Annotated in this window: 26 protein-coding genes; 17 read left to right on the forward strand and 9 right to left on the reverse strand. The window is 62.8% G+C overall.

Features of this window, described 5'->3' with window-relative positions; genetic code table 11:
- Positions 1-671 precede the first annotated feature (671 nt).
- The 6 genes from VI26_RS23075 to VI26_RS03300 all read left to right on the forward strand — a co-directional run bounded on the left by VI26_RS23075 (position 672) and on the right by VI26_RS03300 (position 5,859).
- The gene (locus VI26_RS23075) at positions 672-1,514 is read left to right on the forward strand and encodes a DUF3102 domain-containing protein (RefSeq protein WP_053074203.1); all 843 of its coding nucleotides are present in this window, start codon (positions 672-674) and stop codon (positions 1,512-1,514) included.
- A complete protein-coding gene (locus tag VI26_RS03275; RefSeq protein ID WP_156183727.1) occupies positions 1,511-2,107 on the forward strand; it encodes a hypothetical protein in 597 nt (198 codons plus the stop codon). Before VI26_RS23075 ends, VI26_RS03275 begins: the two co-directional genes overlap by 4 nt.
- Before the next feature lie 579 nt (positions 2,108-2,686).
- A complete protein-coding gene (locus VI26_RS03285; protein WP_197081366.1) occupies positions 2,687-3,103 on the forward strand; it encodes a Mor transcription activator family protein in 417 nt (138 codons plus the stop codon).
- A gap of 78 nt (positions 3,104-3,181) precedes the next feature.
- The gene (locus tag VI26_RS03290) at positions 3,182-3,727 is read left to right on the forward strand and encodes a hypothetical protein (protein ID WP_156183728.1); all 546 of its coding nucleotides are present in this window, start codon (positions 3,182-3,184) and stop codon (positions 3,725-3,727) included.
- A 24-nt stretch (positions 3,728-3,751) separates the two neighbouring features.
- Entirely contained in the window at positions 3,752-4,318 is a 567-nt protein-coding gene (locus VI26_RS03295) for a hypothetical protein (RefSeq protein ID WP_048408323.1), read from the forward strand.
- A gap of 1,103 nt (positions 4,319-5,421) precedes the next feature.
- On the forward strand, positions 5,422-5,859 hold the full coding sequence (locus tag VI26_RS03300) for a hypothetical protein (protein ID WP_048408324.1): 438 nt from the start codon (positions 5,422-5,424) through the stop codon (positions 5,857-5,859).
- A 74-nt stretch (positions 5,860-5,933) separates the two neighbouring features.
- Here the strand turns inward: VI26_RS03300 and VI26_RS03305 are convergent, their stop codons facing one another.
- The 4 genes from VI26_RS03305 to VI26_RS03320 are packed head-to-tail and all read right to left on the reverse strand — an operon-like array spanning position 5,934 to position 9,759.
- The gene (locus VI26_RS03305) at positions 5,934-7,010 is read right to left on the reverse strand and encodes a sulfate/molybdate ABC transporter ATP-binding protein (RefSeq protein WP_048408325.1); all 1,077 of its coding nucleotides are present in this window, start codon (positions 7,008-7,010) and stop codon (positions 5,934-5,936) included.
- On the reverse strand, positions 7,007-7,903 hold the full coding sequence (gene cysW / locus VI26_RS03310; protein ID WP_048408326.1) for a sulfate ABC transporter permease subunit CysW: 897 nt from the start codon (positions 7,901-7,903) through the stop codon (positions 7,007-7,009). Before cysW ends, VI26_RS03305 begins: the two co-directional genes overlap by 4 nt.
- A 1-nt stretch (position 7,904) precedes the next feature.
- Positions 7,905-8,759 carry a sulfate ABC transporter permease subunit CysT gene (gene cysT, locus VI26_RS03315; protein ID WP_048408327.1) on the reverse strand — a complete coding sequence of 285 codons (855 nt, stop codon included), beginning with the start codon at positions 8,757-8,759 and terminating at the stop codon, positions 7,905-7,907.
- 7 nt (positions 8,760-8,766) lie between these two features.
- The gene (locus tag VI26_RS03320; protein ID WP_048408328.1) at positions 8,767-9,759 is read right to left on the reverse strand and encodes a sulfate ABC transporter substrate-binding protein; all 993 of its coding nucleotides are present in this window, start codon (positions 9,757-9,759) and stop codon (positions 8,767-8,769) included.
- A 233-nt stretch (positions 9,760-9,992) separates the two neighbouring features.
- Between VI26_RS03320 and VI26_RS03325 the strand changes: the two genes are divergently transcribed.
- From VI26_RS03325 to VI26_RS03355, 7 genes are all read left to right on the forward strand, one after another.
- Positions 9,993-11,252 (forward strand): glutamate-5-semialdehyde dehydrogenase, encoded by a 1,260-nt coding sequence (locus VI26_RS03325; RefSeq protein ID WP_048408329.1) that lies wholly within the window; start codon positions 9,993-9,995, stop codon positions 11,250-11,252.
- A gap of 115 nt (positions 11,253-11,367) precedes the next feature.
- Complete coding sequence (locus VI26_RS03330) at positions 11,368-11,844, forward strand: WbuC family cupin fold metalloprotein (protein ID WP_048408428.1); 477 nt, start codon at positions 11,368-11,370, stop codon at positions 11,842-11,844.
- Between the two features lie 95 nt (positions 11,845-11,939).
- The gene (locus tag VI26_RS03335) at positions 11,940-12,362 is read left to right on the forward strand and encodes a DUF2214 family protein (RefSeq protein WP_048408330.1); all 423 of its coding nucleotides are present in this window, start codon (positions 11,940-11,942) and stop codon (positions 12,360-12,362) included.
- Between the two features lie 104 nt (positions 12,363-12,466).
- Positions 12,467-12,850 (forward strand): hypothetical protein, encoded by a 384-nt coding sequence (locus VI26_RS03340; protein WP_048408331.1) that lies wholly within the window; start codon positions 12,467-12,469, stop codon positions 12,848-12,850.
- Between the two features lie 423 nt (positions 12,851-13,273).
- The gene (locus VI26_RS03345) at positions 13,274-14,665 is read left to right on the forward strand and encodes a DUF2252 domain-containing protein (protein ID WP_048408332.1); all 1,392 of its coding nucleotides are present in this window, start codon (positions 13,274-13,276) and stop codon (positions 14,663-14,665) included.
- Between the two features lie 373 nt (positions 14,666-15,038).
- Positions 15,039-16,646: a methyl-accepting chemotaxis protein gene (locus VI26_RS03350; RefSeq protein ID WP_048408333.1), complete on the forward strand. Its 1,608-nt coding sequence runs from the start codon at positions 15,039-15,041 to the stop codon at positions 16,644-16,646.
- A 282-nt stretch (positions 16,647-16,928) separates the two neighbouring features.
- Complete coding sequence (locus tag VI26_RS03355; RefSeq protein WP_048408334.1) at positions 16,929-18,278, forward strand: glutamine synthetase family protein; 1,350 nt, start codon at positions 16,929-16,931, stop codon at positions 18,276-18,278.
- Between the two features lie 67 nt (positions 18,279-18,345).
- Here VI26_RS03355 and VI26_RS03360 read toward each other — a convergent pair whose 3' ends face one another.
- On the reverse strand, positions 18,346-18,666 hold the full coding sequence (locus VI26_RS03360) for a hypothetical protein (RefSeq protein ID WP_048408429.1): 321 nt from the start codon (positions 18,664-18,666) through the stop codon (positions 18,346-18,348).
- A gap of 306 nt (positions 18,667-18,972) precedes the next feature.
- On the opposite strand from VI26_RS03360, the gene VI26_RS03365 reads away from it, so the two are divergent.
- On the forward strand, positions 18,973-19,449 hold the full coding sequence (locus VI26_RS03365; RefSeq protein ID WP_048408335.1) for a universal stress protein: 477 nt from the start codon (positions 18,973-18,975) through the stop codon (positions 19,447-19,449).
- Between the two features lie 63 nt (positions 19,450-19,512).
- On the opposite strand, the gene VI26_RS03370 is transcribed toward VI26_RS03365, so the two are convergent.
- Entirely contained in the window at positions 19,513-20,259 is a 747-nt protein-coding gene (locus VI26_RS03370) for a TlyA family RNA methyltransferase (RefSeq protein WP_048408336.1), read from the reverse strand.
- 172 nt (positions 20,260-20,431) lie between these two features.
- On the opposite strand from VI26_RS03370, the gene VI26_RS03375 reads away from it, so the two are divergent.
- Together VI26_RS03375 and VI26_RS03380 are read left to right on the forward strand one after the other, a co-directional pair.
- On the forward strand, positions 20,432-21,073 hold the full coding sequence (locus VI26_RS03375) for a YceH family protein (protein WP_048408337.1): 642 nt from the start codon (positions 20,432-20,434) through the stop codon (positions 21,071-21,073).
- A 92-nt stretch (positions 21,074-21,165) separates the two neighbouring features.
- Positions 21,166-21,699, forward strand: a complete 534-nt coding sequence (locus VI26_RS03380) for a YfaZ family outer membrane protein (protein WP_048408338.1) — start codon at positions 21,166-21,168, stop codon at positions 21,697-21,699.
- Positions 21,700-21,756: 57 nt separating this feature from the next.
- Here VI26_RS03380 and VI26_RS03385 read toward each other — a convergent pair whose 3' ends face one another.
- The gene (locus VI26_RS03385; protein WP_048408339.1) at positions 21,757-22,128 is read right to left on the reverse strand and encodes a cupin domain-containing protein; all 372 of its coding nucleotides are present in this window, start codon (positions 22,126-22,128) and stop codon (positions 21,757-21,759) included.
- Between the two features lie 69 nt (positions 22,129-22,197).
- Positions 22,198-23,370, reverse strand: coding sequence for an MFS transporter (locus VI26_RS03390; protein ID WP_048408340.1), 1,173 nt, complete (start codon positions 23,368-23,370; stop codon positions 22,198-22,200).
- A 94-nt stretch (positions 23,371-23,464) separates the two neighbouring features.
- On the opposite strand from VI26_RS03390, the gene VI26_RS03395 reads away from it, so the two are divergent.
- Entirely contained in the window at positions 23,465-24,241 is a 777-nt protein-coding gene (locus VI26_RS03395) for a helix-turn-helix domain-containing protein (RefSeq protein WP_048408341.1), read from the forward strand.
- Between the two features lie 26 nt (positions 24,242-24,267).
- Here the strand turns inward: VI26_RS03395 and VI26_RS03400 are convergent, their stop codons facing one another.
- Positions 24,268-26,292, reverse strand: coding sequence for a M13 family metallopeptidase (locus tag VI26_RS03400; protein WP_053074205.1), 2,025 nt, complete (start codon positions 26,290-26,292; stop codon positions 24,268-24,270).
- Positions 26,293-26,310 lie beyond the last annotated feature (18 nt).

A 26,310-nucleotide genomic window follows, 5' to 3' on the forward strand; every position in this document is an offset into this window, starting at 1 on the left:
GTTGACGAAACATTTGACTGACGTGCAGGACGTGCGCCAAATGTTGCGACGTCGCACCATTCGAAACCGTTTCCACTTTTTCTGCCTTTCAAAGCCCGGCAAAGCTTGTTTTCCTTGACATAGGCGAGCTTAGAAGTGGAAACCGTTTCTGAAAATTTAGCGAAGACATCCGCCATCAGAGCCTGACCCCGCAGCTGAGTGCGTGTCTCTTCAAAACGTGCGTCAACGCACGTTTTGCACACGAATGGCCGGCACGGTCGAAGTGCGGGAGGCGCAGCAAATGTCTCGTTGACGAGACATTTGGCGAAACGGCTGGCTGGCAAATGCGTCGACGTCGTCGCTTTTGACCCAAAGCGGCCAGCGCTGGCCGTTTTGCCAATAACGCAAGCGCTTGCGCATCTGTCCCCATGATTTTTGCAGGTTGCAAAGGTTTTGCAGATTGGGTTATGCTTTCCCAAGGTGCTCAAAACACCTAAATCAGCTAGCGGCCTAACCCGCGCCCGAAAGTCGTGGTTTTTTTACGTCCATTGAATTCATAGTCAATGGCCGGGTGTGAGGCTAATACAAGACTCCCGCAAGGGGGAAATACGCCCGCCGTCTAGCTGCGGTTTTGAGCCCCCGGCTGCCATCTCAAAAGTGGCGCAACTCAAAGAATCAGCTAGGAGTCCATCATGGATGCTCATTCCCTTGCCGTCCACGGCAAACTTTCCCCTTCGCTTACCGATACTGTGTTGTCTGCTGCGCTGAATACAGCACTGGCACACGAGTTCCAATCCCGTTCTGTTGCAGACCTGGAGCAGGAATGCCGCCAGCTCGTTCAGCACACGGCGCTGACCTGCATCGAACTAGGCAAGCGGCTGTGCTTCCTTAAAAGCACAGTACGGCATGGCGAATGGTTGCGGATGATCGAACGCATTGGCATTAATAAATATGCCGCTTCTCGTCTGATACAGGTCGCCGTGTGTTTTTTGAGTCAGCCTGATGGCTTGCGGATTGTCGAAGCGGCCAAGAGCAAATCCAAGCTGCTGGAATTGCTGGCTCTGGACGAGGAGGAGGTCTGCGAGTTGGCGCGCGGTGGTAGGGTGCGCGGCATCACGATGGAGACCTTGCCCGGCTTAACTGTAGCTAAGCTGCGGGTCCAGCTAAGGAGATCAGCCCTCCCCAAATGTGCCGTCGACGGCACATTTAAACCAGAAGAGCCCAAATGCGGCGTTGACGCCGCATTTGATGGCAGCACGCCCCACCCAGACACCCAGCCCAACAACGTCGTTTCCTTCGCCCCGCCTCAGGCTGGCAAATCGGTCGACGTCGACCGATTTGAACGCCGCAAGCAATACTGCCGCGAGTTGTGCCGGGTGCTGTTGCGTTACGCCAGCGAAGCCGAAACTCGTGACCTGGCCCACCAGTTGGAAGACATGGTGGCCGATCAATTGGCCAGCCGCTATAGCCCCGGACTGAATGCCGCTGCCTACGATGTGTTTGCCCGCTATGGCCTGAAAGGGGGTGCGCAATGACTACCGCTCAAACCGTTGACAGTTTTGGCTTCCCTGAGTCCGCCTTGCGCCTTAGCTCGATTGATTTGGTCCATACCGGCAATGATTTAGCCATCGCCTGCCACCGTGGCAAAGCCTTGTTGCGCAGCCTGCACTATCAATTGGCCAACCACCATCACGACATCAGCCTTAGCGATGTGGAGGCGCTGGTTGAACTGGCTTTGTCCGCGCTCCCGGATCATGATGTGGAGGCGTTCGATGACATCGAACAGTTCGCCATGGATGCCCGGCAGTCCATGCGTAAGCTGATGCACCAGCAGCAGGCGCTGGCCGCCATACTGGAAGCCATGGAGCAAGCCGCCCGCCCCGCCGCGAGCCTGGAGGTGCTGCGCCAGGCGGCGGTCACCATCTACGACAACTCCGCCTTGCTGGTCAATGGCGATCACCACTGGCAGGCGTTCTGCACGCTGGTGAAAGAGCGCGGTTTGCTGTTGGTCTGGGTGGATTGGGTCAATGGCTTGCCGCCACGTCCAGACGTGCATACCGCAGACTCGTTGAAGGCTCAACGCAAAGCGTGGCGCAAGATGAATGCGCTTGCCAGGATTGTTCAATAGCCAAAGCCCTGCTCATGCATGAAGGCCCGGCAATGGCGCAACCACAATATGTCAAAGGCATTTGCCGGGTTTTCCAAGACGGTCTTGGTTTCTAAATTGGCCTTCGTCAAGGAAAACAAGCTGTATCAGCAACTTAGTGGCAAACGCACCCAAGACGGTCTTGAGTATTCGGGGACCTGGGCAGAGTTTTGCAATCTACTGGGCTGGATGCCTGTGCCCAGTTTGGTTGCGTGGTAGAGATGAAACCATGGTGGCCAGAGAAGCCAAAATAGATAAATGGCAGGCCAATAATATAAGCATTTACAAGTAAAGAATCCCCCGCACTGCGGGGGATTTTTCATTCCTAATGCACATTAAGTAGAGCAAGCCAGCCATTCCCGCCGATCATTCCCTCAATAAAAAAAGAAACGCGCCAGCTAGACGCGTTTAAAGAGGGCCAATCCATCGCAGCGAAAACGGGCAGCGGCTTTTGTAGCTCCGTCATCAGATAAGGGGTAGCCACCACCGCGCCCGTTGAACCAAGCATAGGTGAGCGATAAGCCATCTACTCGTAATGGCGTTTATTAGTTGGAGGGTATGATGATGACGACAGAAAACAGGAAGAAGCAAGGCCCTATCCGTAAAAGCGGCCCAGAATTGTTGTCCCACTTTTGCGCGGTGGTGGCTGACCGCCTGGAAAAAAATGGCCAGACAGCAAAACAAGCAAGCGAGATTGCGCTGGGCATTATGGAGTATCTGCGCAAAGAGTTTGGCGGGCAAAATGTTTATTTCCCCATGGGGATAACTCAATCGAATGAAGCGAAAGCGATAGAGATTCTTGACAAATTCTATGCAGGTACAACGGTACAAGATTTGGCCTATGAGTATCAGTACAGCATCCAGTGGGTTTATCGCATCATCGCTGATGAACGAGCACGGCGGCGGCAAGAACGCGAGGAAGATAAAGAAGCCAAGCGCGCCAAAGAACATGAGCGCTGGTCGCGTGAAAATTATTGAGGTGTAGCGATGTCAGCGCAATTGAAGATGTTTCAGATTTTCAGGGCCGGTACCCATACGTGCATGGGAGGGGCAAGCATGCATTTCAGCGAGCAAGATTTGCAAGCCATTGCTGCGGCATATAACCCCATTACTAAAGCGGCACCGCTGGTCCTTGGCCACCCAGAAAATGACTTGCCCGCTTATGGCAAGGTGCAGGCATTGTTTGTCAAAAAAGATGGCCTTTTCGCTCAGGCCCAGGTCATCGATGAGTTGGTGGCTTTAGTTAAAGCCGGTCGTTACCGACCTGTTTCGGCCTCTTTTATTCCTCCCTTTTCTAATAACAACCCGACCCCGGGAGCGTACTACCTGAAACATGTAGGCTTTCTGGGAGCGATGCCACCAGCGGTCAAAGGCATGAATCCTCCTGAGTTTTCTGAGAGGCAAGATAGCCTCTATTTCAACGAATGCTACTCAGTCGTTGATACCCAATCGGTAGCGTTTGGCGAGCGTGGGGGCTATAGCCTGGAGCCGGATCGGGTGGCGATGCATCGGTTGGCAACCGAGTATCAACATGTCTGCCCGGCCTTGTCTTATTCGGAAGCCGTAACACTGGCTGACCGAGCACTAAGCTTTGAATTCTAATCATTGACCAAAGGAGTTCTTACCATGGATATCGCCAAGAATCTGAAAGCGGCCCTTTCAACCATCAACGGTACACTTGCCCAACTCAAAGACGAACTGGCTGAAACAAACGCCCAAGTCAGGGGGATCGAGTCCAAGATTAGCGAATTGCGAAAAATGCCAATCAGCCTCGACGACTGGGGCAAGTACTTCAAGGCAGCCATTGAGAAGAAGGCCGAGTCACACCTGCCCTATGTGCATGAGGAGCTGATGCAATCTAACCCGCATCGCGACCACATCGCCCGTAATCAACAACCGTGGGCTCATTTCGAGGAAAACAGGGCTGACCAGCTCTTTAACATGGGCCTGTTCCCTGAGCAGGGTAGTCCCTTGAGCGCCATGTGCTTCTTCTTCCCTGACATGATCTATGAACGTGTGATGGCCCGCCTGACAGAGCGTATCGGCACCAAATGGGGCAATGACGATCTGCCCCCTGTAGAGGAGCGCCGGAAGTTGGTGGCAGAAATGCAGCAGCAGCTTGACGCGCTGAAACAGAAGCGGGCCGATCTGGAAGCGCAGATTAACGATATTTCGGGAGCGCTTTCTTCTTGACGAACGCTCATCATGAGCAAGCAAAAGGGCTGGAATAACCAGCCCTTTTGCAATTCCTTTGCGGATAGTGAAACAATCCGGAGCATCATTTTATCGCGCAAAATAGCACTCAGTTTTCGCGCCGTGCGTCAGAGGGCATAAGACGGGGAGGGGCGGGCCACCGCCCCCCTTCTCAGCCCCCCTCATCCCCCAGGACGCGAAACCCGGAGCGCGTCCCGAGGGGACACCTAGGCGCTACACGAGGTGATCTTTTTCTTGAAAAGAAAGAGTAATTTAGCCTCGTGAGTTATTTTGTGGATAACCATCCAGTTTGACCCTGCCTGTGGATATCTCGAAAGAGCCAAGAAGAAACCACGTATCCGACGCGCCCTGGGTCCCTTCAAGCCTGCCGACGGGTGGCAGGCCCGAGGTCTTAAGCGGCTGCCCTGTCTGAGCGATTTGACGTTAGCAAATCGCGAGTTCAGCCGCGCCTCGGGCCTGACGGGACCCGGCGGGAAGCCGTAGGCCAGGCTTGCAGGGTGGCCTTTAGGAGTGGAGAGGATATTTGGCCAAGCAAATATCCTCTCCCTGCTCGCCGGGCAGCCCCGGCAATCAAAATCATCATCCGCGCAGCGGATTCAAAACCCACCCACCTAGCCAAAGCAACCACGCCGCCTTGATCCACCTCTTACCCTCGGCAACAATCCCAATCTTGCTACGTCATTTGGCGGGCGCATGGTGGGAGAGTGTAATGCACTCACCGGTTTGGGGCTCACTCGGTACGCCAATCCCGCCACGCGCGTGCCTCATCCTCTCCCGCGCACCTGGCTGAACCAACCACCCCGCCTTGACCCCAAGCGCCCCCTCGGCAACAATCCCCCCGTTGCCGCCCACAAGCGGCACACGGGATTGGCGTCCCGTTTCCGAAGTCGACAAGCCAACGCAGCATGCTGCGTTGGCTGCTTTATCCATGGCAAGGCCGTTTTGGCAGGCGCATGGTGGGAGAGCGCTATGCGCTCGCCGGCAAGACTTCGGACCGGTACGCCAATCCTGCCACGCGCCTGCCTAATACCTCAGCCTCACCCGGCAGGTGGTTTATCTTGTGTCACAGCAGGAGAAACACCATGCAACAAACTCACCCCTTCCCCCGCCGCCGCCGCTACAAACTGCCGGCCCACGAACAACAAGACACCCTGCTCCCCTTCGTCAGCTACCTGCCCGAACGCAGCTATCCGCATTATTGGCAAATGCCCGTGCCCGACGACGACTTCGCCGCCAATGTCGCCTATGGCCGCGAATGCGCCGGCCATTTGTTGCAATGGCTGAAGGACAACCAGCCCTATGCCGGAGGCGGCTTGCTCAGCCGTATCGCCCGAGATATCGACTTTGACGACATCGACGGCCGCGGCTACTGGATAGGCTTCTTCAATCTATTGGAGCACGCGCTGTTGCTGAGCGCGCTGCATCTCAAGGTCTTCCCTTATGTGGACCATTACCACCGCACGCATGAGGGCAGGATCTGGCGCAGGCAGTTGGAGGAACGCTTCGGCCGCAAGTCATAAGCACCACCATAAAAAAAACGCCCCGAGAACCGGGGCGTTTTAAATTTCATCAGCCGGTTTCGCGGCGACGGCCATCAAATCACGTAATCCTGACCTTCCTGCTTGGCGAACACCGACAGCTTCTTCGGCGTCACATACAGGCTATCGCCAGGCACTACCGCCAACTCGCGGTAACGCTCCTTGCTCACCGCCGCCTCAATGCTCCGGCCGTCGGCCTGCACCAGTTCCACCCGCACGATGGGCCCCACCGCGTGGATATGCTCCACCGTGCCCTGCGCCAGCGCGCCGTCGGCCTGACGCGACAGGTCCAAATCATGCGGGCGCACATAGGCCACCGCCTCGTCGCCGCTGGCCAGGCTCAGCCCTTCCAGCGCATGAGCGTAGCCGCCGATCTGCAACTGGCCGCGCTCGATGCGGCCATGGAACAAATTCACATCGCCCAGGAACTGGGTGACGAAGGGGGTGGCCGGGTTTTCGTAGATATCGTCCGGACGGCCCACTTGCTCGATGTGGCCGTGGTCCATCACCACCACCCGGTCCGACACTTCCAGCGCTTCTTCCTGATCGTGGGTGACGAACACGCTGGTGATGTGCATATCGTTGTGCAGATCGCGCAGCCAGCGGCGCAGGTCCTTGCGCACCTTGGCGTCCAGCGCGCCGAAGGGTTCGTCCAGCAACAGCACCTTGGGCTCCACCGCCAGCGAGCGCGCCAGCGCGATGCGCTGACGCTGGCCGCCGGACAGCTGGCCGGGATAGGCGTCCGCCAGCCAGTCCAGCTGCACCATTTTCAGCAGCTGCATCACTTTGTCGCGGATCTCGTCCTTGCCGGGCCGGCTCTTGCGCGGCTTGACGCTGAGGCCGAAGGCCACGTTGTCGAACACCGTCATGTGGCGGAACAGCGCGTAATGCTGGAACACGAAGCCCACTTCGCGCTCGGCCACATGGGTGTCGGTGGCGTCGGCGCCGGAAAACAGCACTTGCCCGGCATCCGGCCGTTCCAGGCCGGCGATGATGCGCAGCAAGGTGGTCTTGCCGCAGCCGGACGGCCCCAGCAGCGCCAGCAGTTCGCCGGCTTCCACGTTGAGGCTGACATTGTCCAGCGCGACGAAGTCGCCGAACTGTTTGCGGATATTGCGGATTTCTATGCTCATGCGGGCTGGTCCTTGGCTATGGCGCGGCCGGCGGCGGCCAGGCGAGCGGCCGCGCTGCGTTCCGCGGCGGCGTCGCTCTGTCGCGCCATCCGCCACTCCACCAGGCTCTTGACGCCCAGGGTGACCAGGGCGAGGAAGGCCAATAGCGAAGCGCAGGCGAAGGCGCCGACGAAGTTGTACTCGTTGTACAGGATTTCCACATGCAGCGGAATGGTATTGGTCTGGCCGCGGATATGGCCGGACACCACGCTGACCGCGCCGAATTCCCCCATCGCGCGGGCATTGGTCAGAATCACGCCGTAGAGCAGGCCCCATTTGACATTGGGCAGGGTCACGCGCCAGAAGGTCTGCCAGCCGGAGGCGCCCAGAACCAGCGCCGCCTGCTCCTCGTCCGCGCCCTGGGCCTGCATCAGCGGGATCAGTTCGCGGGCCACGAAGGGGAAGGTGACGAAGACGGTGGCCAGCACGATGCCGGGCACGGCGAAGATCACTTGCAGGCCGTGCTGCTGCAACCAGCCGCCCAGCGCGGTGTTGACGCCGAACAAGAGCACGTACATCAGGCCGGCCACCACCGGCGACACCGCGAACGGCAGGTCGATCAGCGTGGTCAGGAAGCTCTTGCCGCGGAATTCGAAACGGGCGATGGCCCAGGCCGCCGCCACGCCGAACACCAGGTTCAGCGGCACGGCGATGACGGCGGCGGTCAGCGTCAGCTTGATCGCCGCCCATGCGTCCGGCTCCACCAGCGCGGCCAGGTACAGATCCCAGCCCTTGCGGAAGGCTTCCCAGAACACCGCCAGCAGCGGCACCAGCAGGAACAGGAACAGAAAGGCCAGTGCCAGGCCGGTCAGCAGATAGCGCACCGTGCGCGATTCAGTGGTCAGGCTTTGCATGTCATTTACCCGCGCCGTGGCGGCGCGCGGCCCACCATTGGATGAGGTTGATGGCGAACAGGAACAGGAAGGAGATGGCCAGCATCACCAGCGCCACCGCCACCGCGCCGTTTTGATCGAACTGGTCCAGCTTGGCGGCGATGATCAGCGGGGCGATCTCCGACACCATCGGGATATTGCCGGCGATGAAGATCACCGAACCGTATTCGCCGGTGGCGCGGGCGAAAGCCATCGCGCCGCCGGTGATCAAGGCCGGCAGCGCCGCCGGGAAGATCACGCGCCGGAAAATGTCCCAGCGCCCGGCGCCCAGGCAGGTGGCGGCTTCTTCCAGCTCGCGCTCCAGGTCTTCCAGCACCGGCTGCACCGTGCGCACCACGAAGGGCAGGCCGATGAAGGTCAGCGCCACGATGATGCCCAGCGGGGTGAACGACACTTTCAGGCCCAGCGGCTCCAGGTATTGGCCTATCCAGCCGTTGGGCGCGTACAGCGTGGTCAGCGCGATGCCGGCCACCGCGGTGGGCAGCGCGAACGGCAGGTCCACCAGCGCGTCTATCAGCCGCTTGCCGGGAAAACGGTAGCGCACCAGCACCCAGGCCACCAGGAAACCGAACAGCAGATTGATCAGCGCGGCGATGCCGGCGGAAACGAAGGACAGGCGGATGGCGGCGGCCACGCGCTCATGGGCCACCGCGTCGACGAAGGCCGCCCAGCCCATGCCATGCGCCGACCACAGCAGCGCGGCGAAGGGCAGCAGCACGATCAGGCCCAGCCAGAACAAGGTGATGCCGAAGGACAGGCCGAAGCCGGGCAGCACCGAGTGGCGCTTATTGATCAGATTGAAGCCGCTGGCCGCCATCACGCGCTCATTTCTTGCTGAAGATCTGGTCGAAGCTGCCGCCGTCGGCGAAGTGCTTCTGATTGACCGCGGCCCAGGAGCCGAACACGCTGGCCACGGTGAAGGTTTTCACCGCCGGGAAGCGGGCGGCGAACTGCTTGGCCACCGCCGGATCTTGCGGACGCAGGTAGTTGTCGGCGGCCAGCTTCTGGCCCTCCGGGCTCCACAGGTATTGCAGATAGGCTTCCGCCTGCTTGCGGCTGCCCTTGCGGTCCACCACCTTGTCCACCACCGACACCGGGTTCTCGGCCAGCACCGACACGCTGGGGTAAACCACTTCGAAGCCGCCGCGGCCGAATTCGCGGGCGATCATTTCCGCCTCGTTCTCGAAGGTCACCAGCACGTCGCCGATCTGGCGCTGCATGAAGGTGGTGGTGGCGGCGCGGCCGCCGCCGTCCAGCACCGGCACGTTCTTGAAGATCTTGCCCACCAGCTCGCGGGCCTTGGCTTCGTTGCCGCCCGGCTGTTTCAACGCATAGCCCCAGGCCGCCAGATAGCTGTAGCGGCCGTTGCCGGAAGTCTTGGGATTGGGGATCACCACTTTCAGGCCCGGCTTGGCCAGGTCGCTCCAGTCGCGCACTTGCTGCGGATTGCCCTTGCGCACCAGGAACACGATGGTGGAGGTGAACGGCACCGCGTGGTTGGGCAGGCGGCTGGCCCAGTTGGCCGGCACCAGACCCTTGCTCGCCAGCAGGTCGATATCGGTGGCCTGGTTCATGGTGATTACGTCGGCGGCCAGGCCGTTGGCCACCGCCAGCGCCTGCTTGCTGGAGCCGCCATGCGACTGTTGCAGGGTGACGGTTTCGCCGGTCTTGGCCTTATAGGCTTTCTGGAAGGCCGGGTTGTAGTCCTTGTAGAAGTCGCGCATCACGTCGTAGGACACATTGAGCAGGGTGGCGTCGGCCAGCGCGGAGCCGGACGCGGCCAGCAGCAGGGCGGCCAGGGCGAGACGGAGCTTCATGGACAGACCTTTTCTTAATGGATGATCGGCGATGTTCCCGACTATACCCAAGGACTGTTATATCCATAAATAATATTGTGAAATACCCTTATCCCTCAATCATCTAATAAAACCGCCTTATTCCCCGCGCATCCGCGCGCTCCCCGGCGCCATGCGCTCCATGCTGGCTCCCCTTCCCGCTTTGGTTTACTCTCAGAGTCAACTCTCTATTCTGGCTCTTGGAAGTTTCCACGATGAACGTCAAAGACTATATGCAACAGGCGGGCAAGGCCGCCCGCAAGGCCAGCCGCGAGCTGGCCCGCGCCGATACCGCGCAGAAGAACCGCGCGCTGCTGGCGATGGCGGACGCCATCCTGCGCGAGCAGGCGCAGCTGCTGGCCGCCAACGCCCAGGACATGGAAGCGGCGCGCAAGGCCGGCCTGGAGCCGGCGCTGCTGGACCGGCTGGCGCTGAACGAAAAAACCATCGCCGGCATGGCCGAAGGCCTGCGCCAGATCGCCGCGCTGCCGGACCCGGTGGGCGAGGTCAGCGAAATGGCCTATCGCCCGTCCGGCATTCAGCTGGGCAAGATGCGGGTGCCGCTGGGCGTGGTGGGCATCATTTACGAGGCGCGTCCCAACGTCACCGCCGACGCCGCCGGCCTGTGCCTGAAATCCGGCAACGCCGCGCTGCTGCGCGGCGGCTCCGAGGCCTTCCACAGCAATCAGGCCATCGCCGCCTGCGTGCACGAGGGCCTGCGCGAAGCCGGCCTGCCGCCGGAGGCGGTGCAGGTGCTGGCCACCACCGACCGCGCCGCGGTGGGCGAGCTGATCACCATGCCGCAATACGTGGACGTGATCGTGCCGCGCGGCGGCAAGGGCCTGATCGCCCGCATCAGCGCCGAGGCGCGGGTGCCGGTGATCAAGCATCTGGACGGCAACTGCCATGTCTACATCGACGATACCGCCAGCCCGGACAAGGCTTTCGACATCGCCTTGAACGCCAAGACCCACCGCTACGGCACGTGCAACACCATGGAAACCCTGCTGGTGCACACCGCCTTCGCGGAATTCATCCTGCCGCGCCTGGCCGAGGCTTATTGGGAAAAAGGCGTGGAGCTGCGCGGCTGCGAGCGCACCCGCGCCATCCTGGGCGACAAGGTATGGCCGGCCAGCGATGAGGACTGGGCCAGCGAATACCTGGCGCCCATCCTGGCCGTCAAGGTGGTCAAGGACCTGGACGACGCCATCGAGCACATCAATCACTGGGGCAGCCATCACACCGACGCCATCGTGTCCGAGGACTACGGCCGCACCCGCCGCTTCCTGCGCGAGGTGGATTCCGCCAGCGTGATGGTCAACGCCTCCACCCGCTTCGCCGATGGTTTCGAATACGGCCTGGGCGCGGAAATCGGCATTTCCACCGACAAGATCCACGCGCGCGGCCCGGTGGGCCTGACCGGCCTGACCAGCCAGAAGTGGATCGTGCTGGGCGACGGCCAGATCCGCTCCTGATCCCGCTGCATCGAAGGCCGCTTGCTTGACCGGCTTTCGCTACGCCGCCGGCCTCGCTGCCGGCGGCGTTTTCATTGATAATCCGCGCTATCACATCTTTCTCATGGCAACCCCGATGCTGACCCTGAAGCAACAAGACCTGGCCGAATTGTCGGCCAAAGCCGCCTGTGCGCCGCGCTTGCGCGCCAACCATAACTTCCACCAGCAATTGGAAGACCCGATCCAGCGCCTGGCCATCGCCATGGAGCCGGACACCTATGTCCGCCCGCATCGCCACGACCACAGCTGGGAGATGCTGATCGCCCTCAGCGGCGCCTTCGAGGTGATCGTGTTCGACGAGGCCGGCGTGGTGCAAAGCCGCCACCGCCTGGGCGAAGACGGCGCCAAGGTGTTCGAAATGCCGGCCAATACCTGGCACTCGGTGGTGTCCTTGCTGCCGGGCAGCGTGGTATTCGAAGTCAAGCACGGCCCCTACCTGCCCTTGCAGCCGCAGAACCAGGCGGCCTGGTCGCCGGCGGAAGGCGCGGAGCAGGTGCCGGCGATGCTGGATTTCCTGCGCCGCGCCCAGCCTGGCCAGCGCTTCGACGGCTGAGCCCGCGCGCGGTCAAGCGGCCGACCGAATAAGCTTGCCAGCCGCTGCGCCCCTGTTTACCGTGTAGGGCATCTCTTGGGGGCGGGAGGCAAACCATGTTTTGGCATTGGCTGCTGGCAAGCTTGCATCTACTGGCGCTGGGCGCCGGCCTGGCCGCGCTCTGGAGCCGCGCCGGCCTGCTGCGCCAGCAGCAGTTCCCCAACCAGACCCCGCAATTGTTCCGCAGCCATCGCTGGTGGCTGCTGGCGCTGGCGCTGTGGACCGTCAGCGGCCTCGGCCTGCTGGCGCTGGATCCCGCCCGCCTGCAACAACCGCTGTTCCTGCTCAAATTGCTAACCTTGGCGCCGCTGCTGCTGCTGGAGATTCGCGCCTCGCGCGGCCTGCTGCGCTGGCAAAGCCAGCTGCGCATCCAGCGCAGCCTGGAACTGCGCGGCGCCGACTCGCTGGCGCGCAGCAGTTATTGGCAAATCTGGCTGCTGCTCGCCATCGTCGGCGAATCCGTGGCGCTGCACGGCTGAGCCTCTGTCTCAAACTCCTTAACACCTGCAACTGGCCTGACTAGAACTTGCGCGCGGCACCGCGTTTCCAAGCTTGGTACCGTAGTCCTTCCCGCAAGAAAGCCATGCCCAATCTGATCGAACACTGCAAATCCCTATTACTCCAAGCCACGCTGGGCGTCGCGCTGAGCTGCGCCGTGATGCCGGCCCTCGCCAGTCTGAACGACCCCGTCGCCACGCTGAAATCCAAGGCCGAGCCGCCAGCGGTGGCGCGCTGCCTGGAGGACAGCATGCGCAAACTGCGCATTCCCAGCGAATACATCGAGCGCGAGCGTGGCGCCAACGGTGGCGAAGTCGTGCGTCTGACCAACCCCGCCACCAATAAGGACGGCCTGGAAATCAAGATCAAACCGGATGGCGACGCCAGCAAACTGACGGTGAACACCCATGGCCTCAGCTATAGCAAGGCTTGGCGCAAATTGGTCAATAGCTGCGCCCAATCCGGCTAAGAACCTGTTTACGATCTCGCGAGCTAAGGCGAGACAAGGCGAAAATGGCTGAGAAAGCGGAATGTACAAGCGGTACATGAGCATTTCGAAGACGTTTTCAACGCCGTATCGCCGACGCGCAGCAGATCGTAAACAGGTTCTAAGCCCCCGCGCTGTGGATAGTGCTGGCGGCCAGGCCAGTGCTTGTGGATGTTGTGGACAGTCTGTGCACAAAGCTGTGGATAAATGGCGTAAATAGCGAAAAACCGCCTGTCGCGCCAAGGACTAGCCTCCGAAGCGCCCTGTGAATAACTTAAATGGCCCTGCCCTGCTTGTGTGCAATGTGGATGAACAGGGGACAACTCTGTGGATAAGCACGAGTTCCATGACAAATCCGCCGCAGCGGTTAAACTGGACAAAAAACCTCAGTCGCCAGGAGTCCGCATGGCCAATTACCACCCCAAGTATGAACTGCACTACGCCGCCGGCAAGGCGCTGCGCCAGGCCTGCTCCCGCACCCTGCAAGCGGAAAACCGTCTCAGCGCGCCGCGCGACGTGGTCGCGATGGTGGAGCAGACCTCGCAAGGCCGCGTGCCCGGCCTGATTCCGCTGCGCTATAGCCGGATGCAGGTGTCGCCGTTTACTTTCTTCCGCGGCTTCGCGATGATCCAAGCCGCCGATCTGGCCGCCAATCCCAGCAGCGGCCTGAACTTGCAGATCTGCGGCGACGCCCATCTGATGAACTACGGCTTCTTCGCGTCGCCGGAGCGGCAGCTGATCTTCGACATCAACGACTTCGACGAAACCCACCACGGCCCGTGGGAATGGGATTTGAAGCGGCTGGCCGTCAGCCTGGTGCTGGCCGCGCGCGGCCAGGGCTTCAGCGAAAGCCAGGCCCGGGACATGGTGTGCCGCGCCAGCGAGGTCTACCGCCGCCGTGTCAACGAGTATGCGCGCATGGGACAGCTGGAGCTGTGGTACACCAAGGTGGGCTTCGAGCAATTACTGGAACGCGCGCCCACCGACGCCATTCGCCAGCAAATGCTCAAGCTGTCGGACAAGGCCAGGCATCAGACCCAGGAAAAACTGCTGCCCAAGATGACGGAGCTGGAAGACGGCACGCTGCGGCTGCGCGACAACCCGCCGGTGATCTTCCATCTGCACGACAAGAACACGCTGCTGGACAACGACGACAGCTGGCTGTCCACCAGCGATGCCGAGGCGCTGGTCAAGCCGATGCTGGACAACTACATCACCACCTTGAAAGAAGACCGCCGCCAGTTGCTGGAGCGCTTCCGGTTGGTGGATTGCGCGTTCAAGGTGGTGGGCGTGGGCAGCGTGGGCACCCGCTGTCTGGTGATGCTGTTGCAAGACAATTTCGACCAGCCGCTGTTCCTGCAATTGAAAGAAGCACGGCCCTCGGTGCTGGAGCCCTACACCCAGGCCTGCGTGCACGGCCATCAGGGCAAGCGCGTGGTGTTCGGCCAGCGCCTGATGCAGGCGGCCAGCGATTTGTTCCTGGGTTGGTCCACCGGCCCCGCCGGCCGCCATTTCTATGTGCGCCAGTTGCGCGACATGAAAGCGGCACCGTCGCTGGAGGCCTTCACCGCGCCGGAGGCGCTGACCGCTTACGGCCAGGCCTGCGCCTGGGCGCTGGCGCGCGCGCACTCCAAATCCGGCGGCCAAGCCGCCAAACTGGCCGGCTATGTCGGCGACAGCGACAAGCTGGACCAAGCCATCGCCAGCTACGCGCTGGCCTACGCCGACCAGGTGGAAGCGGATTACCAGGTATTCAAGGCCGCCATCGCCAGCGGCCGCCTGCAGGCCCACGACTAAGAACGTGTTTACGATCTCGCGAGCCAAGCCGAGACAAGGCGAAAACAGCTGAAGAAGCGGAGTGTACAAATGGTACATGAGCATTCTGAAGGTGCTTTCAACGCCGTATCGCCGACACGCGGCTGATCATAAACAGGTTTAAGCCCAAACCCTCGCAAGCGCGCCGCCAGCCCCCCGCTGGCGGCGCGCTTTATTTCGTATTAATACCAATTAATACCAAACCCTTGATCTTGTTGCTTGTAATGTCATAAAACCATACTAGAACAGGCGATAATGCCGGTCCTCTATTTGCCGCCGGCAAAAGCAATTTGCCGCCGGCAAAAGCAGGGCCTATAGCCCAAAATTACACATCCACCTTCGAAAAGCGAACATCATGCGGGTCAATACCAGACTGTTCATCATCATGGCGGCCAGCCTGCTGGCCTTGCTCAGCATCGCGACCGTGGCGCTGCTGTCCACCCGCGCCACCCTGGGCCAGGAAAAGCGCGAGCAAATCACCCACCTGCTACGCATGGCCGAAGGCACCATGAGCCACTTCCAGAAACTGGAGGAAAAAGGGCTGCCGCGCGCGGAGGCCCAGAAACAGGCCATCGCCGCTCTCAATGCGCTCAAGGTGGACGATATCTATTTCTTCGGCCGCAATCCGCAGAACGTGGTTATGTTCCACCCAAGCAAGGACCGGGTGGGCAAGGTGGACATGGGCAGCACGCTGCCGGACGGCCGCACCACGGTGGCGGTGTATGAAGAAGCTCTGCAGAAGGACCATTACGGCCTGGTGACGATCCAGACCTCGCGCAAGGGCAGCAAGGAAGAGTTTCCCAAGCTCAACGGCGTGGTGCGCTTCGAGCCCTGGGGCTGGATGGTGGGCACCGGCATCTTCATCGATGACATCGACCAGCTATTCTGGAGCCAGGCGCGCACGCTGCTGATCATCGCCGTCATCGGCATGATCACGCTGGCGGCGCTGATCTTCCTGGTGTCGCGCAGCATCATGCAATCGCTGGGCGGCGATCCCAATTACGCGGCACAAGTGGTCAAGGCCATCGCCGACGGCGACCTGGGCACCGACATCGCGGTGCAGGGCCCGCCGCACAGCCTGCTGGCGGCGATGCGCGAGATGCAGTTGAAGCTGCGCCAGATGATAGAGGAAATCCGCCTGGCCGCCTCCAACATCAACCAGGCCAGCCGTCAGCTTTCCAGCGATATGGACAAGGTTCACGACGTGTCCGGCGTGGCCAGCTCTTCCACCAGTTCCGCCGCCGCCGCCATCGAGCAGCTGTCGGTGAGCATCGATCACGTCACTGCCAGCGCCCGCGACACCGAATCCGGCTCACGCGACACCGTGGAGCTGGCGCGCCAGGGCGAGGCGCTGGCCGCTCAGGCGGCCGACGGCATCCGCAATATCGCAGGCCAGGTGCATAACGCCAGCGATATGGTGGGCAAGCTGGCCGAACGCACGCGCAATATCAGCGGCATCGCCGAAACCATACGCGACATCGCCAATCAGACCAATCTGCTGGCGCTGAACGCGGCGATCGAGGCGGCGCGCGCCGGCGAGATGGGCCGCGGCTTCGCGGTGGTGGCCGACGAAGTGCGCAAGCTGGCGGAACGCACCGCCACCGCCACCGATGAGATTTCCACCATCGTGCAGGCGGTGGTCAGCGAAACCGGCAGCGTGTCCAGCCAGATGGACGACATCCGCCCGGCGGTGGAAGGCGGCGTCGAACAGGTGCAGCAGGCGGCCCAGACGCTGGACGCCATCAGCAAACAGGCCAGCCAGGCGCTGGAACATGTGCACAATGTGGTGGTGGCGATGGGCGAGCAGAGCCAGGCCGGCACCAATATCGCCGGCAACGTCGAGCAAGTGGCCGGCGTGGTGGAAGAAACCCAGAACTCGGTCAGCAACGCGGTGCAAGCGGTGCGCGCCATCGACCAGCAGGCCGATACCTTGCAGCAGACCGTGGGCCGTTTCCGCCTATAAACGTTCTCCCGCCTCGCAACCCAAAGCCCCGGTCCGCCGGGGCTTTTTGCTGCGCCAAGAGCGTGTTTACGATCTCGCGCGCTTGGGCGCGACTAGGCGTTGCGGCGGGGAAAACCGACTGCGCACACGACCGTGGAGCCTCTCGAACGCCGGGCTTGCTCTCCCGCCCCTCCCTGATGGCATAATGGCCGCAGAGCAAACGCTCCAAAAAATAAAACAAAGCCACGGACAGACAGACCCAAACATGCAAACAATAATGCGCAAGCGCATCGGGAGAGACTCATGTCCCAGGCCACCATCCCGGCGGAACTCGCCGAATGGCTGATCCAGCAGAATGTTCGTGACGTAGAACTGGCGTTCGCCGACGTGCACGGTTTTGCCCGCGGCAAGACCCTGCCGGCCAAGGCCTTCATCAAGGGGCAGCCGCTGCGCATCGCGCGCGCGGTGCCCATCCAAAGCTGCGTTGGAGAATTCCCGGACTACCGCTACTACGGCGAGCACGATCCGGACGTGACCCTGGTCCCCGACTTCGCCACCCTGCGCCAGGTGCCGTGGGCCACCACGCCGCGCGCCAGCGTGATCTGCGATTGCGTGGACCACGACGGCAGCCTGGCGCCGCTGGCGCCGCGCTCGGCCCTCAAAGCGGTGCTGGCGCGCTACGCCGCGCGCGGCTGGACGCCGGTGGTGGCGCCGGAGCTGGAGTTCTACATCTTCGCCGCCCACGGCGATCCACAACAGCCATTTCAGCCGCCGACGCTGCGCAGCGGCCGCCGCGAGGCCGGCTTCGACTCCTTCAGCTTTTCCTCGCTCAACGATCTGGAAGCCTATTTCGACGACCTGTACCGCGCCTGCGAAATGCTGGGCATCGCCACCGATACCTTTGTCCACGAGATGGGCCCCAGCCAGTTCGAGATCAACCTCAAGCACGGCGATGCGCTGGCGCTGGCCGACCAGACCTTTCTGTTCAAGACCGCGCTCAAGGAAATAGGCAACCGCCACGGCCTCAGCGTGGTGTGCATGGCCAAGCCGCTGCCGGGTCAGCCAGGCAGCTCGATGCATTTGCACCAGAGCGTGGTGGACTCGCACGGCGACAATGTGTTCAGCCGCGCCGACGGCGAGGCATCCGAAGAGTTTCACGGCTTCATCGCCGGCCTGCAGCGCTATCTGCCGGAACTGATGCCGCTATTCTGCCCCAGCCCCAATTCCTACCGCCGCTTCGTCAAGGGCATGGCCGCGCCGGTCAATCTGAGCTGGGGTCTGGATAACCGTTCGGTGGGCCTGCGGGTGCCGGTGTCCGGTCCGGAAGGGCGCCGCGTGGAAAACCGGCTGCCCGGCTGCGACGCCAATCCCTATCTGTCGCTGGCCGCCAGCCTGGGCGCCGGCCTGCTGGGCATGGAAGGCCGGCTGCGGCCCAGCGAGCCGGCCATCGGCAATGTGTTCAAGAGCGAGCGCGCCAGCCTGCCCAGCACGCTGGATGCCGCCTGCGAGGCGATGGCCGCGGGCGATGCCGCCAAGCAGTTGTTCGGCGCCGAATTCAGCGCCGCCTATCTGGCGGTGAAGGAGGTGGAGCTGACTCACTACCACAGCCAGATTACGCCGTGGGAGCGTCAATACCTGGGCCTGCTGGCCTGAAAACCCGTTGACCAATGCCAACAGGCCCGCTGACGCGGGCCTGTTTGATTGTCTCGCGCCAAGCGCCTCAGTTGCGGCTCAGCAGCAGCCGCCGCGCCAGCAACTCGATCGCCTCTTCGCGGCTGACCGGCACGCTACCGCGGTATTGTTCCGCCACGATCCACTTCTCCACCGCGGCGCGGTCGCCGCGCGCGGCTTTCAGCAAGACGCCGAACGCCACCCCGGTGGTGTGCTCGGGCGGCTCCACGCTGCGGATCTGGGTGTTCAGCGCATACACCTTGTCCTCGGCGCGCGCGCGTTTTTCCGGACGCGGTCCGCGGCGCGAATACAGCACCCAGGCCAGCAAAGCCAGCAGACAGCCGCCGATGATCAATAGAAATACCGCCATTCCCATCAAACCTTTAATCAGATAATCGAATTGTAAAACGCCGTCCCGCCCCATCGTCAACGGCGGCGCGCCAAGCGGCGGCGCGGCCGGGACCGCGGCTTGCTTCAAATCAAACCCCAACCAGGCAAACTTGGCCTATATCGCCGGCCGCGATATGCTGTCCCAATAAGAGCGGCTAACCAAGCCCTGATGCTGCGTTGCGCCGGCTTGCCGCACTCGAGTGCTGCCTGCGTCGGAGCGCCTTGCCTGAGGTTTTGTTAGCGGCGCCAAGCCCCATCGTCTCACTGCCACAAAGGACATAAGGACATGTACCAACACATCATCGCCGCGCTGGACGGCAGCAGCAATTCCGATAAGGCGCTACAAGAAGCCATCCGCGTCGCCAAGTTCTGCAAAGCCAGCCTGACCCTGTTCCATATCGCCAGCCTGCGCGACCTGGCGGTGGAAGGCGTCGGCCTGCTCGGCACCCATGAGCTGCACGACCAGGCCTTCCGCGACGGCAACCGCGTGCTGGAGCAGGCGCGCAAGCAGGCGGTCGAAGCCGGCGTCGCCCAAGTGCAGATTCACATGGCGGAAAGCTGGGACGGCGGCACCGATATGGCGGAACTGCTGGTGCGCTACGCTGACAGCCACCAGGCCGGCTTGATCGTGCTCGGCACCCATGGCCGCAGCGGCATCGCGCATCTGCTGCTGGGCAGCTTCGCCCAGAACCTGCTGCGCCGCGCCAACTGTCCGGTGATGGTGTTGCGCAGCGAGCAGAGCGAATTCGGCCAAGTCGAATGATAGACGCCGCGCGCGGGTTTGGCGATGCCCTTGTCATCCGGCATCGCCCCGCGCCGGCAGGTATCAGCGCTTGAGCGCGTAGACGAAAAATTCGCGGTTGCCGTCGCCGCCGGTGATCGGGCTGTCAAACCACTTCAGCACTTCGAAGCCCTGTTCCCCCACCGCTTGGCGAATCTTGTCCTGCACCCGCGGGTACAAGCTCTCGTCACGGACGATGCCGCCCTTGGCCAAGCCCTCGCGGCCCACTTCGAACTGCGGCTTCACCAGGCTGAGCAAATGCCCGCCCGGGCGGATCAGCGGCAAGGCCGATGGCAGTACCAGGGTCAGCGAGATGAAGGACACATCGCACACCATCAGATCGAAGGGCAGGCCGTCGTTGGCCGCCAGCAAGGCGGCATGGTCCAGCGCCCTGGCGTTCACCCCTTCGAAATAGCGTATCCGCTCATCGGCGCGCAGCCGCGCATGCAATTGATCGTGGCCGACATCCACGCCCACCACCCGCTGCGCGCCCTGCTGCAACAAGCAATCGCTGAAACCACCGGTGGACTGACCCACATCCAGCGCCAGCGCGCCGCGCGGGTTGAAACCGGAAACCTCCAGCGCGCCCAGCATCTTCAAGCCACCGCGCGACACGAAGCGGTCGGCCGGGTCGGCGGTGATGTCGAAACGGCTGTCCGGCGCGCACTTCTGGCTGGGCTTGCTCACCGGCGCGCCATCGCAACGGACCCGTCCGGCGGCGATCAGATTCTGCGCCGCCGTGCGCGACGCCGCCAGCCCCAGTTCCACCAGCAATACATCCACTCGCGTCATCGCTCCCTCCCACGCAAAGCCAAAAACCGCACAGACTGGCAAGCGCTCCGCCCGCTGTCAAGCCGTGGCCATGATCTCACCGTGCGGTCATGGCGCCAACCGCGCTAGAATCGCTACATGCCAATCCGGCCCGCCGTCGCTCCAGGCGCCGGCAGCCTCTAGCGGAGACATGATGGATACACATCAACTGGAAGCGCGCGAAGTGCGCGCGCTGGGCGCCCTGGTGGAAAAACAGGCGCTGACCCCGGACGCCTATCCGATGACCCTGAACGGTCTGGCCTCGGCCTGCAATCAACTGACCAGCCGCGAACCGGTGATGCAGTTGTCCGAAGCCGACCTCAGCGCGGCGCTGGACAGCCTGATCGCCAGGAAACTGGTGGCCGAGCGGCTGCCGGCCGGCAGCCGGGTGGCCAAGTACGAGCACAGGCTCAATTATGAATGGAATATAGAAGGCGCGCGGCTGGCGGCGCTGGCGCTATTGATGTTGCGCGGGCCGCAGACCGCGGCGGAAATCCGCACCCGCTCCGGCCGCATCTACGGCTTCAGCGGCGTGGAGGAAGTGGAAACCGCGCTCAATGCGCTGGCTGACAAATACCCGCCGCTGGTGCTGAAACTGGAACGCCAGCCCGGCGAGCGCGAAGCGCGCTGGGCCCATTTGCTCAGCGGCGAGCCGCAGCTGTTGCCCAGTGCCATCGACAATGGTTGCGGGGTGATCGAGGTGGGCATTGCCGGCCGCGTCGCCGCGCTGGAAGCGGAAGTGGCCGCCCTCAAGACCCGGCTGCTGGAGCTGGAAAATCTGCTGGCCAGTGAATAATTCACCTGCGAATATTTGCTTGCGCGCAGAACTTGTTATTTAAATAGCGGTCACTTCCCTTATTGTCGAACTCACCCAAGAGAAGTGACCCTATGAAAATCCTGTCCTTCAGCGCCGCAGCGCTGCTCGCGCTGACCGCCACCGCCCACGCCGCCGATTACAACTTCATCGCCGGCAAGGATTTCCAGCAGTTCAGCCGCACTCCGCAAGGCGCCGGCCTGGGCCTGTCCATCGATTACCTGAACAGCGACCACAACGGCAATGCCGGCGGCGCCGGCCTGGAGTTTGCGTTTCCGCTGGGCCCGGTTACCCTGGCCGCCGGCGGCAAGCTGATGGGGCTCAACCCCAGCAGCGGCTCCGGCACCGCCGCCCTGCTCGGCGGCCGCGCCAATATCCAGCTGGCGCCCAAGGTCAGCCTCTACGGCCAGGCCTATTACGGCGGCGACAGCATGGCCAGCGGCAGCGTCAAGAATGTCAGCGACCTCGCCGCCGGCGTGCGCTGGAACCCGATCGGCCCGTTCACCGTGGAAGCCGGCTACCGTTATTTCGATATCGAGCGCAAGAATAGCGACCGCAACCGCCGCCTGGCGGACGGCATGTATATCGGCGCCGGTTTTACCTTTTAAACCAGCACTGCGCCACGAAAAACAGCCCCGCATTGCGGGGCTGTTCTTTGTTGCGGCTCATTCGGCGCGGCTCGCTTCGAACACCGCGTAAGTCTTGCACGCGGGCTCCAGCACCTGCCAGGTGCCGACGAAGCCGGCAGGGATCACGAAGTGATCGCCCTGCTGCAACTCCACGCTGTTCCCGGCCTCGTCGCTGACGCGCACCCGGCCCTGCAGCAGCGTGCAGAACTCATGCTCGCTATAACGCACTTTCCAGCAGCCCTGCCCGCCGCTCCAGATGCCGGCGTGGAACTGACCGCTGGGATCGGAATAGTGGTTGGCCACAGTTTGCCGGCATTCGCCGGCGACGCGGCGATCCTCGGCCGCCACAAAAGATTCCACCGCCACATCGTGGCGCTGGAACACAATGATATCGCTGGCCTGCTTCATCGCTCTACCCTCCATTTCTGTTTGATATTTTTAACACAATGCCATGAAGCAGACAGGATATTCAACTCCCTACCGATTCAATCGCCGCGCCGCCGGCCACATCGCCGCGCACAGCAACACCATCGCCAAGGGCTGGTACCAGGCATGCGGCTGATACGCCGCGCCAAGCAAGCCCAGGCCGCCGGCGATCAGCAGGTAGTACATCAAGCCCAACACCGCGCCGGCCGTGCCCTGCACCTGGCGGTAATCCCGCAAAGCCCCGGCCAGCAGCGGCGGAATCGCGCAGCCGAAGGCCGCGGAAATCGCCAACTGGCTGGCCAGCAGCACGCCGGCCGCCAGCGCCGGCCACAAACCCGGCCAGGCGCTGAACATCTGGACCAGGGCCGCCGCGCCGGCGGCAATCAAGGCCAGCCGTGGCAAGCGCTCGGCGCCGCCGCGCGCCGCCAGCCGGCGGTTGACCGCGCCGCCGAACAAACCGCCGACGGCCACCAACAAGCCGCTGACGCCGAACAACCAGGCCGGCATGCCCAGCAATTGCAGCGTGAACGGCGCCAGCGTGTAAAAGCCGAACAACAGCAGATTGAAGCCAGCCACCAGCCATACCGTGGCCAGCACCCGCGGATCTCGCGCCATGCTGGCCGCCACCGCGCCCAAGGCGGCCGGCGGCGGCAGGTTCACTGGCCGGGTCTCGCCGACAAAACGCCACGACAGCGTCAGCAGCAGCAAGGCCAGCGCGCCCAATGCGGCGAACACGCCCAGATGGCCGAAACCGGCCACCAGCAAAGCGCCCAGCAGCGGGCCCAGCGCCGGCGACAAGGACAGCACCGCGCTGACCGTGGCGAACACCGCCAGCAGCGCCGGTCCCTGGTAACGGTCGCGCAGCATGGTTTGCACCACCACCGAGCCGGCGCTGGCGCCGAAGGCCAGCAATAGCCTGGCCAGCAGCAGCACGGTGAAATCGCGGCTCAGCCAGGCCAAGCCCGCCCCGGCGCCGTAACACAGCAAGGCCGCCAGCAAGGCCGGCCGCCGTCCGTATAGATCTGCACAACGTCCCCAGCACACCACCCCGAAGGCGAAGGCCAGGAAATACACGCTCATCGTCAACTGCGCCTGGCCGGCGCTGACGCGGTAAGCCAGGGCGATCTCGGTCAAGGCCGGCGCGTAAATGGTTTCACTCAATTGCGGAAAACCCAGCAATAAAATCAGCAGCGCCAGCGGCGCCGCCCGGATCGCGGTTTTCATTTTGTCCTCCTAAAAACAACGAACAGGGATTGTAGGAGGATGAAGGCACGCCTATTATCGATGGATAGCCACAAAACATTGAAAATCGGACAAGATGCCGCGCTACCTGCCCGCCACGGCGCCGGACCCGGACCAGCTCGCCGACCCCATCGTCGGCATGGCCATAGACGCGCCGGCACCGCATGACTCCGGCCTGCACCGTCACCGGCGCGCGCAACTGATGTACGCGGTCAGCGGCGTGCTGCAGATCCGCATCGGCCACACCCGCTGCGTGCTGCCGCCGACGATGGCGGCCTGGATTCCCTCCGGGCTGTGGCACCAGGCCGAAACCGGCAAGCCTTTCGCCTATCGCAGCTTGTATTTCGACCCCGTGGTCTACCCCGCGCTGCCGCAACGGCCGCAGGTCATCGCCGTCGGCCCGCTGCTGCGCGAGTTGATCGTGCGGGTGGCGGAATGGCCGCTGACGCCACTGGAGCCGGCGCGGCAGCGGCTGGTGGAGGTGCTGCTGGACGAGGCCGGCCGCGCGCCGGAGCAGGCGCTGAGCCTGCCCTTGCCGCAGGATAGGCGGCTACTGCGCATTGCCGAGCAGCTATTGCAACAGCCCGGCGACGAGGCCACGCTGGAGCAGTTGGCCGCCCAGGCCGGCGCCAGCGCGCGCACCGTCAATCGGCTGTTCCAGCAACAGACCGGACTCAGCTTCAGCGCCTGGCGGCGGCAATTGAAAATGATGGAGGCCAGCCGGCTGCTGGCCGAGGGGGAAAGTGTCAGCCGGGTGGCGGCGGAATTGGGCTATGCGCAGGACAGCGCCTTCATCGCCATGTTCCGCCGCCACGCCGGGCTCACGCCCGGCCGGCTCAAACGCTCAGTCTGAGCAACGCTTCACGCTCCGCGGGCGGCTCACCACCACAGATGAAAACGCTGCTTGGGCGATAGATACATCTTGTCGCCCGGCTTGACGCCGAAGGCCTGATAGAAGGGCTCCATATTGCTGGCGGTGCCGATGGGCCGCCACAGGTCCGGGGTGTGCGGGTCCGACACCAGCTGCTTGAGCGTGGCTTCATCGCGGCTCTTGCTGCGCCAGGATTGGGCGAAGGCGATGAAGAAGCGCTGATCGCCGCTCATGCCGTCCAGCGCCGGCGCGTCCTTGCCGCCCAGCGCCAGATGATAGGCCTTGTACGCCACTTCTAGGCCGGCGTTGTCGGCGATGTTCTCGCCCAGGGTCAGCTCGCCGTTGACATGATGGCCGGGCACCGGCTGGTAGCGGCCGTACTGCTTGACCAGCTTGCGCGTGGCCGCCTTGAAGCGCGCCTTGTCGCTGGCGGTCCACCAGTTGCGCATATTGCCGTCGCCGTCGAACTGGCTGCCCTGATCGTCGAAGCCATGGCTGATTTCGTGGCCTATGGTGGCGCCTATGCTGCCGTAGTTGACCGCCGGATCAAAGCCGGGGTCGAAATACGGCGCTTGCAGAATGGCGGCCGGGAACACGATTTCGTTATTCGCCGGGTTGTAATAGGCATTCACCGTCTGCGGCGTCATGCTCCATTCCTTGCGATCCACCGGCTGGCCCAGCTTGCCGCTCATATAGCGGTAATTGAAGCTCGCGATGCGCCGCACATTGCCGACCAGGTCGTCCGCCGACAGCTGCAGGCCGCCGTAATCGCGCCACTTGTCCGGATAGCCTATCTTCAGTGTGTACTTGGACAGCTTGATATGGGCCTGGCGCTTGGTGGCGGCGCTCATCCAGTCCAGAGTGTCGATGGACTGGTCGTAGGCCTGCAGCAGATTGCGCACCAGTTCGTCGGCCTGGCGCTTGGCCTCCGGCGTGAAGTAGCGCGCCACATAGAGCTTGCCCAGCGCCTCGCCCAGGCCGTTTTCCACCATGCCCACGCCGCGTTTCCAGCGTGGCCGGTTCTGTTTGCGGCCTTCCAGGGTCTTGCCGTAGAAATCGAAATGGGCGTCGACAAAGGCCGGCGTCAGACTGGGCGCATAGGCGTCCAACGTGCGCGCCAGCAGATAATTACGCAGCGTGGCCGCCGGCGTGGCCCGCAATAGCGGCGCCAGCTTGAGCAGATAGCTGGGCTGGTCCAGGTTCAGGTGCTCGGCCGCGCCCAGGCCGGCATCGCTCAGCAAGGCCGGCCAATCGTAGCCGGGCTGCCGGCGCGCCAGTTCGGCCCGGCTCAGCTTGTTATAGGTTTTCTGGATGTCGCGGTTCTCGACATTGGTCCACTGGATTTTCGCCAGCCGAGTCTCGAAGGCCAGCACGTCGCGGGCGCGGCTTTGCGGCTGGTCCAGTTCCGCCAGCGTGAACAGGCGCGTCAGATAGGCCTGATAAGCTTGGCGCGCGGCGGCGAAGTCGGCGGACTTGCCCAGGTAGTAATCCTGGTCCATCGCCAGGCCGGACTGGCCGACACCGGCCAGGTAGGCGGCGGAATTCTTGGAATCCTGGCTCACGTAGAAGCGGAACGGCGTGTCCACCGGCTGATCCTGCAAGCGGCCCATATAGCGCACCGCCTCCGCCGCCGAGCCCAGGCCGGCCACCGCCCGCAGCGATTCGCGCAGCGGCTCCAGCCCGCGCCGGGCAATGGCGTCCTCGTCCATGAAGCTGCGGTATAGCGCGGAGATCTGCCCCGCTTCCGCGCCGCCGTCCGTACGCTGGCCGGCCTGTTCGATCAACTGGCGCAGCCGTTCCAGATTGCGGTCCACCAAGGTTTCCGCCACGCCCGCCGAGGAGCGCTCGGCCGGAATCACCGTGTTCTGGATCCAGCGGCCATTGGCGTGCAGCGACAGATTGTCCTGCACCCGCACCGCCGGATCGATGCCGTTCAAATCAATGCCGTAGCGGCCATAATCCGGCGCGGCGTCGGCCCAGGCGCCGGCCGCGCACAATGAAGCCGCCAAGGGCAGCAGTCTGCTCATCTTCATGTTTTCCCCCTTTGTTTT

The organism is Chromobacterium sp. LK1 (assembly GCF_001043555.1).
GTDB lineage: Bacteria > Pseudomonadota > Gammaproteobacteria > Burkholderiales > Chromobacteriaceae > Chromobacterium > Chromobacterium aquaticum.

Excerpts from the sequence above, each read along its gene's own strand:
- VI26_RS23075 (WP_053074203.1), top strand. The coding sequence starts at position 672 with ATGGATGCTCATTCCCTTGCCGTCCACGGCAAACTTTCCCCTTCGCTT.
- VI26_RS03275 (WP_156183727.1), top strand. The coding sequence starts at position 1,511 with ATGACTACCGCTCAAACCGTTGACAGTTTTGGCTTCCCTGAGTCCGCC.
- VI26_RS03285 (WP_197081366.1), top strand. The coding sequence starts at position 2,687 with ATGATGACGACAGAAAACAGGAAGAAGCAAGGCCCTATCCGTAAAAGC.
- VI26_RS03290 (WP_156183728.1), top strand. The coding sequence starts at position 3,182 with ATGCATTTCAGCGAGCAAGATTTGCAAGCCATTGCTGCGGCATATAAC.
- VI26_RS03295 (WP_048408323.1), top strand. The coding sequence starts at position 3,752 with ATGGATATCGCCAAGAATCTGAAAGCGGCCCTTTCAACCATCAACGGT.
- VI26_RS03300 (WP_048408324.1), top strand. The coding sequence starts at position 5,422 with ATGCAACAAACTCACCCCTTCCCCCGCCGCCGCCGCTACAAACTGCCG.
- VI26_RS03305 (WP_048408325.1), bottom strand. The coding sequence starts at position 7,010 with ATGAGCATAGAAATCCGCAATATCCGCAAACAGTTCGGCGACTTCGTC.
- cysW (WP_048408326.1), bottom strand. The coding sequence starts at position 7,903 with ATGCAAAGCCTGACCACTGAATCGCGCACGGTGCGCTATCTGCTGACC.
- cysT (WP_048408327.1), bottom strand. The coding sequence starts at position 8,759 with ATGGCGGCCAGCGGCTTCAATCTGATCAATAAGCGCCACTCGGTGCTG.
- VI26_RS03320 (WP_048408328.1), bottom strand. The coding sequence starts at position 9,759 with ATGAAGCTCCGTCTCGCCCTGGCCGCCCTGCTGCTGGCCGCGTCCGGC.
- VI26_RS03325 (WP_048408329.1), top strand. The coding sequence starts at position 9,993 with ATGAACGTCAAAGACTATATGCAACAGGCGGGCAAGGCCGCCCGCAAG.
- VI26_RS03330 (WP_048408428.1), top strand. The coding sequence starts at position 11,368 with ATGCTGACCCTGAAGCAACAAGACCTGGCCGAATTGTCGGCCAAAGCC.
- VI26_RS03335 (WP_048408330.1), top strand. The coding sequence starts at position 11,940 with ATGTTTTGGCATTGGCTGCTGGCAAGCTTGCATCTACTGGCGCTGGGC.
- VI26_RS03340 (WP_048408331.1), top strand. The coding sequence starts at position 12,467 with ATGCCCAATCTGATCGAACACTGCAAATCCCTATTACTCCAAGCCACG.
- VI26_RS03345 (WP_048408332.1), top strand. The coding sequence starts at position 13,274 with ATGGCCAATTACCACCCCAAGTATGAACTGCACTACGCCGCCGGCAAG.
- VI26_RS03350 (WP_048408333.1), top strand. The coding sequence starts at position 15,039 with ATGCGGGTCAATACCAGACTGTTCATCATCATGGCGGCCAGCCTGCTG.
- VI26_RS03355 (WP_048408334.1), top strand. The coding sequence starts at position 16,929 with ATGTCCCAGGCCACCATCCCGGCGGAACTCGCCGAATGGCTGATCCAG.
- VI26_RS03360 (WP_048408429.1), bottom strand. The coding sequence starts at position 18,666 with ATGGCGGTATTTCTATTGATCATCGGCGGCTGTCTGCTGGCTTTGCTG.
- VI26_RS03365 (WP_048408335.1), top strand. The coding sequence starts at position 18,973 with ATGTACCAACACATCATCGCCGCGCTGGACGGCAGCAGCAATTCCGAT.
- VI26_RS03370 (WP_048408336.1), bottom strand. The coding sequence starts at position 20,259 with ATGACGCGAGTGGATGTATTGCTGGTGGAACTGGGGCTGGCGGCGTCG.
- VI26_RS03375 (WP_048408337.1), top strand. The coding sequence starts at position 20,432 with ATGGATACACATCAACTGGAAGCGCGCGAAGTGCGCGCGCTGGGCGCC.
- VI26_RS03380 (WP_048408338.1), top strand. The coding sequence starts at position 21,166 with ATGAAAATCCTGTCCTTCAGCGCCGCAGCGCTGCTCGCGCTGACCGCC.
- VI26_RS03385 (WP_048408339.1), bottom strand. The coding sequence starts at position 22,128 with ATGAAGCAGGCCAGCGATATCATTGTGTTCCAGCGCCACGATGTGGCG.
- VI26_RS03390 (WP_048408340.1), bottom strand. The coding sequence starts at position 23,370 with ATGAAAACCGCGATCCGGGCGGCGCCGCTGGCGCTGCTGATTTTATTG.
- VI26_RS03395 (WP_048408341.1), top strand. The coding sequence starts at position 23,465 with ATGCCGCGCTACCTGCCCGCCACGGCGCCGGACCCGGACCAGCTCGCC.
- VI26_RS03400 (WP_053074205.1), bottom strand. The coding sequence starts at position 26,292 with ATGAAGATGAGCAGACTGCTGCCCTTGGCGGCTTCATTGTGCGCGGCC.